The organism is Pseudomonas sp. TE6288 (genome assembly GCF_054062095.1).
This window is the reverse complement of sequence record NZ_JBSSEW010000011.1, coordinates 113,279-126,813: the sequence shown is the minus strand read 5'-3', so window position 1 is coordinate 126,813 and position 13,535 is coordinate 113,279. Positions and strand designations below refer to the sequence as shown.

Annotated in this window: 14 protein-coding genes; 7 read left to right on the top strand and 7 right to left on the bottom strand. The window is 65.0% G+C overall.

Annotation, left to right across the window (positions count from 1 at the left end):
• Positions 1 to 108: 108 nt before the first annotated feature.
• Positions 109 to 876: an SDR family oxidoreductase gene (locus tag ACVWY1_RS13375; protein WP_023629361.1), complete on the top strand. Its 768-nt coding sequence runs from the start codon at positions 109 to 111 to the stop codon at positions 874 to 876.
• 52 nt (positions 877 to 928) lie between these two features.
• On the opposite strand, the gene ACVWY1_RS13370 is transcribed toward ACVWY1_RS13375, so the two are convergent.
• The 3 genes from ACVWY1_RS13370 to ACVWY1_RS13360 all read right to left on the bottom strand — a co-directional run bounded on the left by ACVWY1_RS13370 (position 929) and on the right by ACVWY1_RS13360 (position 3,373).
• The gene (locus ACVWY1_RS13370; protein ID WP_277502169.1) at positions 929 to 2,017 is read right to left on the bottom strand and encodes an AGE family epimerase/isomerase; all 1,089 of its coding nucleotides are present in this window, start codon (positions 2,015 to 2,017) and stop codon (positions 929 to 931) included.
• Between the two features lie 100 nt (positions 2,018 to 2,117).
• A complete protein-coding gene (locus ACVWY1_RS13365; RefSeq protein ID WP_277502168.1) occupies positions 2,118 to 2,750 on the bottom strand; it encodes a TetR family transcriptional regulator in 633 nt (210 codons plus the stop codon).
• A gap of 122 nt (positions 2,751 to 2,872) precedes the next feature.
• Positions 2,873 to 3,373, bottom strand: a complete 501-nt coding sequence (locus ACVWY1_RS13360) for a phage infection protein (protein WP_457378393.1) — start codon at positions 3,371 to 3,373, stop codon at positions 2,873 to 2,875.
• 335 nt (positions 3,374 to 3,708) lie between these two features.
• On the opposite strand from ACVWY1_RS13360, the gene ACVWY1_RS13355 reads away from it, so the two are divergent.
• The gene (locus ACVWY1_RS13355) at positions 3,709 to 5,775 is read left to right on the top strand and encodes an AsmA family protein (protein WP_457378392.1); all 2,067 of its coding nucleotides are present in this window, start codon (positions 3,709 to 3,711) and stop codon (positions 5,773 to 5,775) included.
• A 92-nt stretch (positions 5,776 to 5,867) separates the two neighbouring features.
• Here the strand turns inward: ACVWY1_RS13355 and ACVWY1_RS13350 are convergent, their stop codons facing one another.
• Together ACVWY1_RS13350 and osmE are read right to left on the bottom strand one after the other, a co-directional pair.
• Complete coding sequence (locus ACVWY1_RS13350) at positions 5,868 to 6,425, bottom strand: ferritin-like domain-containing protein (RefSeq protein ID WP_232968180.1); 558 nt, start codon at positions 6,423 to 6,425, stop codon at positions 5,868 to 5,870.
• 6 nt (positions 6,426 to 6,431) lie between these two features.
• On the bottom strand, positions 6,432 to 6,773 hold the full coding sequence (gene osmE, locus ACVWY1_RS13345) for an osmotically-inducible lipoprotein OsmE (protein WP_102683961.1): 342 nt from the start codon (positions 6,771 to 6,773) through the stop codon (positions 6,432 to 6,434).
• Positions 6,774 to 6,895: 122 nt separating this feature from the next.
• Here osmE and ACVWY1_RS13340 point away from each other — a divergent pair, with 122 nt between their 5' ends.
• Positions 6,896 to 7,786, top strand: a complete 891-nt coding sequence (locus tag ACVWY1_RS13340) for a lipase family alpha/beta hydrolase (RefSeq protein WP_102683962.1) — start codon at positions 6,896 to 6,898, stop codon at positions 7,784 to 7,786.
• On the opposite strand, the gene ACVWY1_RS13335 is transcribed toward ACVWY1_RS13340, so the two are convergent.
• A complete protein-coding gene (locus ACVWY1_RS13335) occupies positions 7,767 to 8,660 on the bottom strand; it encodes a DMT family transporter (protein WP_102683963.1) in 894 nt (297 codons plus the stop codon). The genes ACVWY1_RS13340 and ACVWY1_RS13335 overlap by 20 nt on opposite strands.
• 141 nt (positions 8,661 to 8,801) lie before the next feature.
• Between ACVWY1_RS13335 and ACVWY1_RS13330 the strand changes: the two genes are divergently transcribed.
• The 3 genes from ACVWY1_RS13330 to ACVWY1_RS13320 all read left to right on the top strand — a co-directional run bounded on the left by ACVWY1_RS13330 (position 8,802) and on the right by ACVWY1_RS13320 (position 11,017).
• Complete coding sequence (locus tag ACVWY1_RS13330; RefSeq protein WP_102683964.1) at positions 8,802 to 9,590, top strand: AraC family transcriptional regulator; 789 nt, start codon at positions 8,802 to 8,804, stop codon at positions 9,588 to 9,590.
• Positions 9,591 to 9,654: 64 nt separating this feature from the next.
• On the top strand, positions 9,655 to 9,939 hold the full coding sequence (locus tag ACVWY1_RS13325) for a PsiF family protein (RefSeq protein WP_046854024.1): 285 nt from the start codon (positions 9,655 to 9,657) through the stop codon (positions 9,937 to 9,939).
• A 70-nt stretch (positions 9,940 to 10,009) separates the two neighbouring features.
• Positions 10,010 to 11,017, top strand: coding sequence for an AI-2E family transporter (locus ACVWY1_RS13320; protein WP_046854025.1), 1,008 nt, complete (start codon positions 10,010 to 10,012; stop codon positions 11,015 to 11,017).
• A gap of 123 nt (positions 11,018 to 11,140) precedes the next feature.
• On the opposite strand, the gene ACVWY1_RS13315 is transcribed toward ACVWY1_RS13320, so the two are convergent.
• Entirely contained in the window at positions 11,141 to 12,412 is a 1,272-nt protein-coding gene (locus ACVWY1_RS13315) for an Hsp70 family protein (RefSeq protein ID WP_046854026.1), read from the bottom strand.
• A 162-nt stretch (positions 12,413 to 12,574) separates the two neighbouring features.
• On the opposite strand from ACVWY1_RS13315, the gene cbpA reads away from it, so the two are divergent.
• Entirely contained in the window at positions 12,575 to 13,534 is a 960-nt protein-coding gene (gene cbpA / locus ACVWY1_RS13310; RefSeq protein ID WP_102683965.1) for a curved DNA-binding protein, read from the top strand.
• The last annotated feature ends 1 nt before the right edge of the window (position 13,535 follow it).

The following is a 13,535-nucleotide window of genomic DNA, read 5'->3' as shown; positions in this document are numbered from 1 at the left end:
GGGCTTTTCAGCGTCTGTACGTTTTTTGACCAGTGGCTGAAACGGTTGTCGACAACGCTTGCGCCGGGCATGCTGCAAGGCCTGCCGAGCACACCCAAGGAGAAGAGCATGACGTCCACCGTATTCATCACTGGCGCGACTTCCGGTTTCGGTGAGGCCACCGCCCGCCGTTTCGCCGATGCTGGCTGGAAGCTGGTGCTCACCGGTCGCCGCAAGGAGCGCCTGGATGCGCTGTGCCAAGAACTCTCGGCCAAGACCGAGGTGCATGGGCTGGTGGTCGATGTGCGTGATCGCCAGGCCATGGAGGCCGCCATCGCCAGCCTGCCGCCGAGCTTCGACAAGCTCCAGGGCCTGGTCAACAATGCCGGCCTGGCACTGGGTGTGGATGCGGCGCAAAACTGCAGCCTGGACGACTGGGAAACCATGGTCGACACCAACATCAAAGGCCTGATGTACACCACCCGCCTGTTGCTGCCGCGCCTGATCGCCCACGGGCGCGGCGCGTCGATCCTCAATGTCGGTTCGGTGGCGGGCAACTACCCGTACCCGGGCGCGAATGTGTATGGCGGCACCAAGGCCTTCGTCGGCCAGTTCTCGCTGAGCCTGCGCTGCGACCTGCGCGGCACTGGCGTGCGGGTCAGCAACATCGAGCCGGGGCTGTGCGAAAGCGAGTTCTCGCTGGTGCGTTTCGGCGGCGACCAGGCCAAGTACGACGCCACCTACGCTGGCGCCGAGCCGATCCAGCCGCAGGACATCGCCGAGACCATCTTCTGGATCCTCAACCAGCCGGCGCATATCAATATCAACAGCCTTGAGCTGATGCCAGTGAGCCAGGACTGGGCAGGGTTCTCGATCGACCGGTCGGCGAAAGGCTGATTCGCCGATGATCGCGGGGCAAGTCGCATCGGCGCACCGCCCCGCGATAGCGTCAGATCAGGCGCTGCAGACCGTCGAGGCAGGTCGCCAAATGATAGGGCGTGGTCGACGGCATGTCATGGCGGCTCACCGCCCCCTCGCCATCGCGGCACTCATGCCAGCCGCCTGCATGCAGGAAGCGTGACTCCAGCGCCGTGAGTTGCTCCAGCAGCCGCGCCTCGCTTCCCGGCCGCAGGGCCAGTGCCCGCAGGTACTCCGCCTGGGCCCAGATACGCTGTGTCGCGTCGATCACCTTGCCGTCCACATCCAGCATCGCCAGTACCGCAGCATCCTTCACGCCGCACTGTTCGGCGAAGTCGAAGGCCCGCTCGATGGAGGCATGCAGCGCAGTACCGCGCAGCAACTCGGAAGTGTCGAGCAGGTAGAACCATTCGAACTGGTGGCCCGGCTCGAACCAGTTATCCACAGCCCCGCGCGGCTTCTCCAGCATCAGGCCATGGGCCGGTTCGACGAACTGCGCCTGCAGCGCTTCGCACAGCTGCAGCAGCGAATCGCGAACGTCGTCGTCCTCACGTACGGCCAGCACCTGCAGGAAGGCCTCGGCCAGGTGCATCTGCGGGTTCTGCAGCGGGCCGCTGCCCAGGTCTGACCAATCCTCACCCAGGCTGGCCTCGTACAGGCCATCGTCGCGGGCGAACTGCTCGTGGATCACCTCGAGGGCGCCATTGAGCGTGGCTTCCACCAGCCCTTCGCCGACCTTGCCCAGGTAATGGGCGCAAGCGAAGACGATGAAGGCGTGGGTGTAGAGGTCCTTGCGCCGGTCCAGCGGCTTGCCCTGGGCGTCGATGCTGTAGAACCAGCCGCCGTGCTCGGCGTCGTGGAAGTGCTTCTGCAACGAACGGAACAATGCCGCGGCGCGTTCGGCCGCGCCAGGTTGTTCGATGCGGCTGCTGAACAGGTACAGCTGGCGGGCGCAGGCCATGGCGCGGTAGCGTTGCACCGGCAGTGGCCGGTGCTGGGTGTCCAGGGCTTCGTACGGCAGGGCCATGTCGGCGTTCCAGCCCGGGCCTTGCCACAGCGGCACGATGCGCTCGGCGAAGTGCTGTTGGAAATGGGTCAGTGCGGGACGGGGGTCGGACATGGTGGCGCTCGTGGACGATCGGGCAGGGCGCCATGGTAGCAGAAGTGACAAGGGGTTCGTGGGGCACCGCCGCTGCCACGATCCGGCCTGGGCGAAAATCTCAGCCGGGATTGCCCAGGCCCTGCCAGTGCCGCGCACCGACGAAGATGAAGCGCAGCTGCTGAGTGATCTTTTCCTGTGCCGTCAGCGCCTGTGCATGGCCTGGTTCGGGGCTGTCGATCAGCTCGGGCAGGGTGGCGAACACGGTCTTGACCACCAGGTCGGCCATCACCGCCAGGGCGGCGTCGTCCAGGTGCCGCCAGCGCGGCATGCGCGCAAGGTCGGTGGCCAGGTCGCTGCTGATGTCCTGGCGCAGGCGGGCGATGGCCTGGCGCACCGGTTGCGAGCCGCCGTACTGCTCGCGGGCGAGGAACAGAAATTGCGCGCGGTGGGCGGCGACCACGTCGAGGAAGATACGCACCGAGGCATCGGTGATGCCACCCAGTTCGAATTCGTTGTGGCGCACCAGGCGGATGGTCTGGCGGAAGGTGGTGTCCACCTCGGCGACCAGGGCCAGGCCCAGAGCGTCCATGTCGGGGAAGTGGCGGTAGAAACCGGTGGGCACGATGCCGGCGGCCTTGGCCACCTCGCGCAGGCTGATGCTGCCGAAACCCCGGCCGCTCTCCATGAGCAGGCAGGCGGCATCCAGCAGGGCCTGGCGGGTTTGTAGCTTCTGTTCGGCGCGCGGCAGCATGGGGCAGGCTTCTATGACTGTACGGCTGGGCATTCTGGATAGAAAAACGAAGCCCGGTCAATGGACCGGGCTTGGAGGGGAGCAGCTACCGTACGGAGGGTTGTTGTTTTCGGCCATGGCGATCAGCTCACACGGCTGAGTTCGACCAGGCGATCCGAGCCACCCTCGGCTACACGGTTGTTGCGTTCGTTGAGGCGATCGGAACCACCTTCGGCGACGCGGTCGTTGCGTTCGTTGAGGCGATCGGAACCACCTTCGGCGACACGGTCGTTGCGTTCGATCAGGCGATCGGAACCACCTTCGGCGACACGGTCGTTGCGTTCGATCAGGCGATCCGAACCACCCTCGGCGACACGGTCATTGCGTTCGATCAGGCGATCAGAGCCACCTTCGGCAACACGGTTGTTACGTTCGAGCAGGCGTTCGGCACCGCCTTCGGCCACGCGGCCTGCGCGTTCCTGCAGGCGCTCGGCGCCACCTTCTGCCAGGGTGTTCAGCGGTTGGCTGACGGTGATGGCGCTGGAGCGCGATTCGGCGCTCAGGTGCTGGTCTTCGGCTGGCAGGGCGAAGGCGTTGGCAGCAAGTACGGACAGGGTCAGGCTCAGCAGCAGATGGCGTTTCATGATTCGGTGCTCCTCTGGGGGGCTGGAAAGTGGGTACGGAGCCAATGCTACGCCCGGTAACTCCAGAGAAAAGTTCATCAGGATAATGGTAACAATCGACGGCATTGATACTGTGCGTGGAGCGCTCTGGCTCAATGTTTTCGGAGATGCGCCGAGTATTGAGGCACGCCGATTCCCCGGTAACACTGCCACGCTCCGTAGACCAAAAGCTGAGAAAATCGTCAGGAAAATCTTGGTTATCATGCTGCGCGGATTAAACCCGGCGGGTTTTCATCAGTCCGACATAATGAGTGCCATCGTCGCGCCGCCTTCCATGCAGTCAGGAGAATCACGCAATGACGCGCCCTGCCAGAATCATCGTCTGGACCTTCGCCACCCTGGCCACCCTGTTGGCAATCCTGGTGGTGGTGATCGCCACCTTCGACTGGAACCGCGTCAAGCCGCTGCTCAACGAGAAAGTCTCCGAAGCCCTGCACCGGCCTTTCGCGATCAACGGCAACCTCGCGGTGCACTGGCGCACCGAACCCGAGGAAGGCGGCTGGCGTGCCTTCGTGCCCTGGCCGCACTTCACCGCCGAAGACCTCACCCTGGGCAACCCCGAATGGCTCAAGGAGCCGCGCATGGTGGGCCTGGAGCGGGTGGATTTTCGCCTGGCGCCGTTGCCGCTGATCGTCCAGCGCATCAGCATCCCGCGTATCGACCTGGTCAAGCCCAGTGCCGGCCTCACCCGCCTGGCCGATGGCCGGGCCAACTGGGTGTTCGACTTCGGGCCCAAGGATGAGCACGAGGAGCCGTCGAAGTGGGTGCTGGATATCGGCGCGATCGGCTTCGACCAGGGCAATGTCAGCTTCGACGACCAGACCCTGAAAACCAGCATGAAGGTGCAGGTCGACCCGCTGGGCAAGCCGATCCCGTTCAGCGATATCGTCGGCAAGGCCCGCGCCGAGAAAGCCGGCAATGCCCAGGACTATGCCTTCGGCTTCAAGGCCCAGGGGCGCTACAAGGGCCAGGCGGTGGCCGGCACCGGCAAGATCGGCGGCCTGCTGGCGCTGCAGGATGCCAGCCAGCCATTCCCGCTGCAGGCCGACGTGCGCATCGGCGATACCCATGTCGCCCTTGCCGGTACCCTGACCGACCCCCGCAACCTGGGCGCCCTCGACCTGCGCCTGAAGCTGTCCGGCAGCAGTCTGGGCAACCTCTACCCGCTGACCGGCGTGACCCTGCCCGACACGCCACCCTACGCCACCGACGGCCATCTGAGCGCCAACCTGCATGCCGCCGAGGGCGCGCATTTCCGCTATGAAGGCTTCAACGGCAAGATCGGCGACAGTGATATCCATGGCGACCTGGCCTTCGTCGCCAGCCAGCCCCGGCCGAAACTGTCCGGCAACCTGGTTTCCAATCAACTGCTGTTCAAGGACCTGGCACCGTTGATCGGCGCCGATTCGAACGCCGAGCAGAAGGCCCGTGGCGGCGCCAGCAAGCAGCCGGCCAACAAGGTGTTGCCGGTAGAGGAGTTCCGCACCGAGCGCTGGCGGGCGATGGATGCCGACGTGACCTTCGCCGGCAAGCGCATCGTGCACAGCGAGAAACTACCGTTCAATGACCTGTCTGCCCACGTGATTCTCGAGGATGGCCTGCTGCGCCTGGAACCGCTGCGCTTCGGCGTGGCCGGGGGCAGCCTCGATTCCAACATCCGCCTGGACGGGCGCAGCACGCCGATGCAGGGGCGCGCCCAGCTCACCGCCCGGGGCTTCAAGCTCAAGCAGTTGTTCCCCAGCTTCGCGCCCATGCAGACCAGCTTCGGCGAGCTCAACGGCGACGCCGATATCAGTGGCCGGGGCAACTCGGTGGCGGCGCTACTCGGCACTTCCAACGGCGACCTGCGCCTGCTGATCAACGATGGCGCCATCAGCCGCAGCCTGATGGAGATCGCCGGGCTCAACGTGGGCAACTACGTGATCGGCAAGCTGTTTGGCGATGAGGAAGTGAAGATCAACTGTGCCGCGGCCGATGTCGGCATCAAGGAGGGCCTGGCGACCACCCGCCTGTTCGTTTTCGATACCGAGAACGCGATCATCTACATTAACGGAACGGCCAATTTCGCCAGCGAGCAACTGGACCTGAAGATCACCCCGGAATCGAAAGGGTTGCGGCTGTTCTCGCTGCGCTCGCCGTTGTATGTGCGCGGGCCGTTTGCCAAGCCCAGTGCCGGCGTGCAGGCAGTACCGCTGGCTTTGCGCGGTGCGGGGATGGTGGCCTTGGGTGTGGTGGCGGGGCCGGCGGCGGGGTTGCTGGCGCTGATCGCGCCGAGCAGCGGCGATGTGCCCAACCAGTGCACGCCGTTGTTGCAGCAGATGCGCGCCGGCAAGGCGCCGGCGGCGGTGAAGGCCAAGAAGTAGGGCCGCTTTGCGGCCCGATCGCTCCCACAGTTATCACCGATCGCCTGTGGGAGCCGGCTTGCCGGCGATTGGGGCGCACAGCGCCCCCAACACTACAAGCCCTGCAACAGATCCGACATATCGTCGGCGTGCTCTTCTTCCTGGGCCAGGATGTCTTCGAAGATGCGCCGCGTGGTCGGGTCTTTATCGCCGATGTACTGGATGATCTCGCGGTAGCTGTCGATGGCGATCCGTTCGGCCACCAGATCCTCCAGCACCATCTCCTTCAATGAACTGCCCGCCACGTACTGGGCATGGGAATTCTTGGTCAGGTTGTCGGGGTTGAAGTCCGGCTCGCCGCCCAGCTGTACAATGCGTTCGGCCAGCTTGTCGGCATGCTCGGCTTCCTGGGTGGCGTGCTCGAGGAACTCCTCGGCGGCGACGCTGGCCTTGATACCGCTGGCCATGAAGTAGTGACGCTTGTAGCGCAGCACGCAGACCAGCTCGGTGGCCAGCGACTCGTTGAGCAGGCGCAGGATCTTCTCGCGATCGGCGTGGTAACCCTCGGTCACCGCGCCTTGCTCGACATGCTGGCGGGCACGTTCGCGCAGGGTTTTCACATCGGTCAGTTCAACGCTCATGTTCATCTCCGAAAGGATCAGGGTGGTCATGGGGTGTCATGCGCCGTGGACGGCGTCGCTGTCTTCCTGGCGTTGCTTGCAGGTCTTGAAGCCCTTGGCGTCGACATGGCCGGTGGCGTCGAAGCGCACGTAATAGGGCTGTTGCTGGCCATCGCGGTTGAGGATGTAGTCATTGCAGGTGCCGCCGTGGGGCAGGTCGCTGACATTCGACGGGCTGCCGCCGATGGCGATGACCTTCTGCATGGTCATGCCGTGCTCCACCTGCTTGACCAGCGGCTCGTCGCGGTAGGTGACGTAGTCCACCGGGTTTTCCGGGCGGCTGCCGCAGGCGGCGAGGGTCGCGCTTGCCAGAAGGATGGCCAGGGTGTGCTTGTACATGGTCCCGCTCCTTGCTCAGGGTCTGTTCTGCTTGGAACCGCGCAGCGCGCCGGGAGTTCGATTGCGAATGACGCAGGGCACGCTGTAGTGTGGGCCGGTCGTCCATGGAAAAGGGCAGGGTGATGAGTCAGGAACTGGCCACGCGTTATCCACTGGTGCTGGTGCCGGGCATGCTCGGTTTCGTGCGGGCACTGCTGTATCCCTACTGGTTCGGCATTGTCCCGGCATTGCGCCGGGGCGGCGCGCAGGTATATCCGGTGCAGATATCGCCGCTGCATTCCAGTGAGGTGCGCGGCGAGCAGCTGTTGATCATCATCGAGGACATCTGCCAGCGGACGGGGGTCGAGAAGGTCAATCTGATCGGCCACAGCCAGGGCGCACTCAGTGCCCGCTATGCGGCGGCGAAGCGGCCAGACCGGGTGGCCTCGGTGACCTCGGTGGCCGGCCCCAACCATGGCTCGGAGCTGGCCGACCACCTTGAACGCACGGCGCCGGGCGACTCTGCCAAGGGGCGCATCCTCAAGGCCGTGCTGCATGGTTTCGCCGTGCTGCTGGGCTGGCTGGAGACCGGCTGGCGCCGGGATCCGCTGCCGATCGACGTGCATGCCTCGCACCAGTCGCTGACCAGCGCCGGGGTGGCGCTGTTCAACCAGGCTTATCCACAGGGGCTGCCCGAGGTCTGGGGCGGCGAGGGGCCGGCCGAGGTGAACGGTGTGCGTTACTACTCCTGGTCAGGCACCTTGCAGCCGGGTCGTACCGACCAGGGGTTGAACCGCTTCGACGGCAGCAATCGCTTCTGCCGTCTGTTCGCCCGTAGCTTCGTGCGCGAGAAGGGCCACTGCGACGGCATGGTCGGGCGTTTCAGCTCGCACCTGGGCCAAGTGATCGGCGACGACTATCCGCTCGACCACCTGGACATCGTCAACCAGTCCCTCGGCGCCGTGGGCAAGGGCGCCGAGCCTGTGCGGCTGTTCACCGAACATGCCGCGCGGCTCAAGGCCGCGGGGGTGTGACCGTGCGCCGTACTGGCGTTGTCCAGCGCTCGGCCAGCAGCACGCCGACCAGTGTCAGCAAACCGCCGACCAGGTGATAACTGGCCAATTGCTCGTCCAGCACCACGGCGGCGATCACCGCCGTGACCACCGGCAGCAGGTTGAAGAACAGCGTGGTGCGGCTCGGGCCCAGGCGATGCACGGCCTGCATCCATACTCGCGGCGCGACCATCGAGGCCAGCAGGCCGGCATACAGCACCAGGCCGAGGTTGTGGCCGTTCAGCCCGGTCTTCGGTGACAGCACAAACAGCGGCAGCAGCACCAGGATCGCCACCAGCACCTGCAGGTAGAGCAATTGCAGCGGCGGCAGGCGCAGCTGCCATTTCTTCAGCAGGAAGCTGTACAGCGCATAGGCGAGGGTGGCCACCAGCATCATCAGGTCGCCACTGTTCAGGCCCTGGTGCAGCAGCGTGCCGGGCTGCCCGGCCGAGACGACTTCAAGCACGCCGAAGAACGACACGATCGCGCCCAGCAGCGCGCCGTAGCTCAGGCGCTGGCCCAGCCAGGCGATGGACAGGGCCAGTGACATCAGCGGCATCAGCGAGAGGATGATGCCCATGTTGGTGGCGCTGGTGATGCTGGCGGCGAAGTACGCCAGGCTCTGGTAGATGGCCATGCCCAGCACGCCCAGCACGAACACCTTGCCCAGGTGCGGGCGGATCGCCGCGCGGTTGCGCCAGACCTGGGGCAGCAGGAACGGCGTGAACAACAGGCCGGCCAGCAACCAGCGGTAGAAGCCGATCTCGGCCGGGAAGATGGCCCCTGCGGACATCTTGGTGACAACGGTGTTGCCGGCCCAGATGAGGATGGCGATGAGGGGGAAGAGGTAGTTCATTGGGACTCTCAGGTAACGGGTGTCCCCTGCAGGAGCGGGCTTGCCTGGTCCTGCAGGGAGGGTGTGACGGCGGGTATTATCGCTTGTCTGCTTGCATGCCTATACTTCCATCCAGACAACCGACCCCGCGAAGCAGACAGCATGGCCCGCAAGTACCTCGACATTCCGCGCTTCGACCAGCTCCCGGCCCCGGTGTACTTTCGCTACGACGAATTCGGCGCCGACACCCACAGCGCCCCGCACCGTCACCCCTGGGGCCAGCTCAACTACGCGTCCCATGGCCTGATGCACCTGGACGTCGAAGGCCAGCGCTTCATCTCGCCGCCGCACTACGCCGTGTGGGTGCCGCCGGATACCGAGCATGGCTGCTACAACCCCCAGGCCATCGTCTACCGCTCGGTCTACCTTGACCGCAGCTTGTGTGCCGGGCTGCCTGCACAACCCTGCAGCCTGGTGATCAGCGACATCCTCAAGGCGATCCTCGGCGACTTCGCCCGCCGCGACCTGCGCATCGCCCGGGACGAGCGTGACCAGCGCCTGGCACAGGTGCTGCTGGACCAGTTGCACCTGGCGCAGACCCAGACCTGCTACCTGCCGTTCGCCCGCAGCGACAGCCTGCGCCAGGTGCTTGAAGGATTGCATGGCGAGCCCGGCGACAACCGCCCGCTGGCCCACTGGGCCGCGCAGGTGCATGTCAGCGAACGCACCCTGGCCCGGCAGTTCCTGCGTGAACTGGGGATGAGCTTCGGCGAATGGCGTTTGCGCCTGCGCTTTCTGCGCGCCATCGAGGCGCTCGAGGCGGGCACCGCGATCCAGGCCATCGCCTTCGACCTCGGCTACAGCAGCGCGTCGGCCTTCATCGCCATGTTCCAGCGCCAGGCCCAGTGCACGCCGGAACAGTACCGACGGCGGGCGCGGACAGAGATGTAAAAATTCTTGTCTACACTCAGCTGCGACGAGCGCGCATCCGGCGCGCAGGCAAGGAGACCACTCCATGAAGCTGCTGCACGTACCCCTGCTGGTGTTGGGCATGTTGATCGCGGGGCAAGGATTCGCCGCCACCGCGCAACAGGAAAAGATGAAGACCTGCAACGCCGACGCGACCGCCAAGGCGCTCAAGGGCGACGAGCGCAAGGCGTTCATGAGCACTTGCCTCAAGGCCAAGCCTGCCGCCACCCAGCAGGAGAAGATGAAGACCTGCAACGCCGATGCCACCACCAAGGCGCTCAAGGGCGACGAGCGCAAGACCTTCATGAGCGACTGCCTGAAGAAGAAATGACCTGCGCCTATGCCTCTGCCGTGAAGGCTGGCAGACTGCGGGACTTTCCGCTGTCTGCCGTCGAGGCTGTATGACCTTCACCCCCCGCCAGGTCACCCTGGCCAGCTGGATCATCGTCATGGCCGGCCTGTTGCTGGCGCTGCCCCTGAAGCTGCTGCCGAGCCTGCTCGCCGGCCTGCTGGTGTTCGAGCTGGTCAACATGCTCACCCCCAGGCTGCAGCCGCTGATCGCCGGGCAGCGTGCGCGCTGGCTGGCGGTGGCGCTGCTCGGCACATTGGTGGTGAGCACGCTCACCCTGCTGATTGCCGGCGCCTTCAGTTTCCTCCTGCACGAGGCCGAGAACCCCGGCGCCTCGCTGGACAAGTTCATGGGCCTGGTCGAGCGTGCCCGTGGCCAGTTGCCGCCGTTCATCGAAGCCTACCTGCCGGCCAGCGCCGCCGAGTTCAAGGTGGCCATCGGCGAATGGATCAAGAGCCACCTGAGCGACCTGCAACTGGTCGGCAAGGGCATGGCGCACATGTTCGTGACCCTGTTGATCGGCATGATCCTCGGCGCCATCGTCGCCCTGCAGCGCATCCCCGACATTTCCCGGCGCAAGCCCCTGGCCGCGGCCTTGTTCGAGCGCCTGAGCCTGCTGGTGCAGGCGTTTCGCAACATCGTCTTCGCGCAGATCAAGATCTCGTTGCTCAACACCTTCTTCACCGGCATCTTCCTTGCCGTGGTGCTGCCGCTGTTCGGCGTGCACCTGCCGCTGACCAAGACCCTGATCGTGCTGACCTTCCTGCTCGGGCTGCTGCCGGTGATCGGCAACCTGATGTCCAACACCCTGATCACCATCGTCGGCCTGTCGCTGTCGATCTGGGTGGCGATGGCGGCGCTGGGGTACTTGATCGTTATCCACAAGGTCGAGTATTTCCTCAACGCGCGGATCGTCGGCGGCCAGATCAGTGCCAAGGCCTGGGAGCTGTTGCTGGCGATGCTGGTGTTCGAGGCGGCGTTCGGCTTGCCGGGGGTGGTGGCCGGGCCGATCTACTACGCCTACTTGAAGAGCGAGTTGAAGCGGGCTGAGCTGGTCTGAGGATCACCGGGGCCGCTTTGCGGCCCTTTCGCTGGCAAGCCAGCTCCCACAGGAGAGGTGCGTACCCAGTTTTTGTGGGAGCCGGCTTGCCGGCGAAAGGGCCGCAAAGCGGCCCCAAATCGATCAGAGCACGCCGTAACGCTTGCGCGCCTCGATCGCCAGACCGCTGCCGATGCTGCCGAAGATATTGCCTTCCACATGCCGCGCATTGGGCAGCATCGCCGCCACGCTGTTGCGCAGCGCCGGAATGCCGCTGGAGCCGCCGGTGAAGAACACCGTGTCCACCTGGCTTTCGCTCACGCCCGCCTTGGCCAGCAGTTCACTCACGCTGCCGCGCACGCGCTCGAGCAAACCGTCAATTGCATCTTCGAACAGTGCCCGGGTCAGCTCGGCCGACAGCTGCGGCTCGATCCGGCCAAAGTCGATGCTCCGGCTGTCGCGCTCGGTCAGCTCGATCTTGCTGGCCTCCACCTCCATCGCCAGCCAGTGCCCGGCGCGCTGCTCGATCAGCTTGAACAGGCGGTCGATACCCAGGGTGTCCTCGATGTCGTAGCGCATGCTGCCCAGGGCCAGCTGCGACTTCTGCGCATACAGGGCGTTGATGGTGTGCCAGGTGGCCAGGTTGAGGTGGTAGCTGGTGGGCATCAGCGCGCCGCTTTTCATCCGGCTGCCATAGCCGAACAGCGGCATCACACCCTGCAGGCTCAGCTGCTTGTCGAAGTCGGTACCGCCGATGTGCACGCCGCCGGTGGCGAGGATGTCGTCCTGGCGCTCGGCCACCAGGTGGCGCTCGGGCGACAGGCGGATCAGGGTAAAGTCCGAGGTACCACCGCCGATATCCACAATCAGCACCAGCTCTTCACGGCTGATGCCCGACTCGTAGTCGAACGCCGCAGCGATCGGCTCGTACTGGAACGACACGTCCTTGAAGCCGATCTTGCGCGCAACTTCCGCCAGGGTATCCTCGGCCTCCTGGTCGGCGGCCGGGTCTTCGTCGACGAAAAATACCGGGCGGCCGAGCACCACCTGGTCGAATTCGCGGCCGGCATCGGCTTCGGCGCGCTTTTTCAGCTCGCCGATGAACATGCCCAGCAGGTCCTTGAACGGCAGGGCGCTGCCCAGCACGCTGGTGTCGTGCTTGATCAGCTTGGAGCCCAGCAGGCTCTTGAGCGAGCGCATCAGGCGGCCTTCGTAGCCTTCCAGGTACTCGTGCAGGGCCAGGCGGCCGTACACCGGGCGACGTTCCTCGATATTGAAGAAGACCACCGACGGCAGGGTGATCTTGCCGTCTTCCAGGGCGATCAGCGACTCGGCGCCAGGGCGGTGCCAGCCGACCGTGGAGTTGGAGGTACCGAAGTCGATGCCGAGGGCACGGGCCGGGGATACGTCAGACATGGAGAAAGCTTCCGGAGGCAAAACGGCCGCGCAGTTTATGCCGTTCTGCGGCTAAATCAAGACCGGTCGTCTGCGATAGCGCAACCCCGGATGAGCCTTGAAAGGCTATGCTTGACCCCAATCTTCAGTAGCAATACGTACATTCACATCGGTGATCCATAGATGGACTTCAAAGACTATTACAAGATACTCGGCGTCGAGGCGAGCGCGGACGACAAGGCGATCAAGGCCGCGTACCGCAAGCTCGCGCGCAAGTATCACCCCGACGTCAGCAAGGAGCGTGACGCCGAGGACAAGTTCAAGGAGGCCAACGAGGCCTACGAAGTGCTTGGCGACAAGGACAAGCGCGCCGAGTACGACGAAATCCGCAAATACGGCGGCCAGCATGGCCGGCCGTTCCAGGCGCCGCCTGGCTGGGAGTCTCGCAGCGGTGGTGGCGGTGGTTTCGAAGGTGGCGATTTTTCCGATTTCTTCAGCTCGATCTTCGGCGCCCGGGGTGGCAACCCCTTCGGTGGCGGCGGTGGCCGGCAACAACGCAGTGCCGGCAGGCGAGGGCAGGACGTGGAACTGGAACTGGCGGTGTTCCTCGAGGAAACCCTGAACAAGGAATCCAAGCAGATCAGCTTCCAGGTGCCGCAGACCAACGCTGCCGGCCAGCGCACCGGGTTCACCACCAAGACCCTGAACGTGAAGATCCCCGCCGGTGTGACCGACGGCGAGCGCATCCGCCTCAAGGGCCAGGGCGCGCCGGGCGTGGGCGGCGGGGCCAACGGCGATTTGTTCCTGACCATCCGCATGGCACCGCACCCGCTGTTCGATGTCGAAGGTCATGACCTGATCATTACCGTGCCGCTGGCACCGTGGGAGGCGGCACTCGGCGCCAAGGTGGCCGTGCCGACTCTGACCGGCAAGATCAACCTGACCATCCGCCCCGACAGCCAGAGCGGCCAGCGCCTGCGGGTCAAGGGCATGGGCCTGTTGAACAAGCAGGGCGAGCGCGGCGACCTGTACGCCCAGCTGAAGGTAGTGATGCCTGCCCAATCCGATGACGCAGCGCGCGCATTGTGGACCCAGCTCTCCGAGAAAGCCGCGTTCAACCCGAGGACTCAATGGAGTAAGTGAT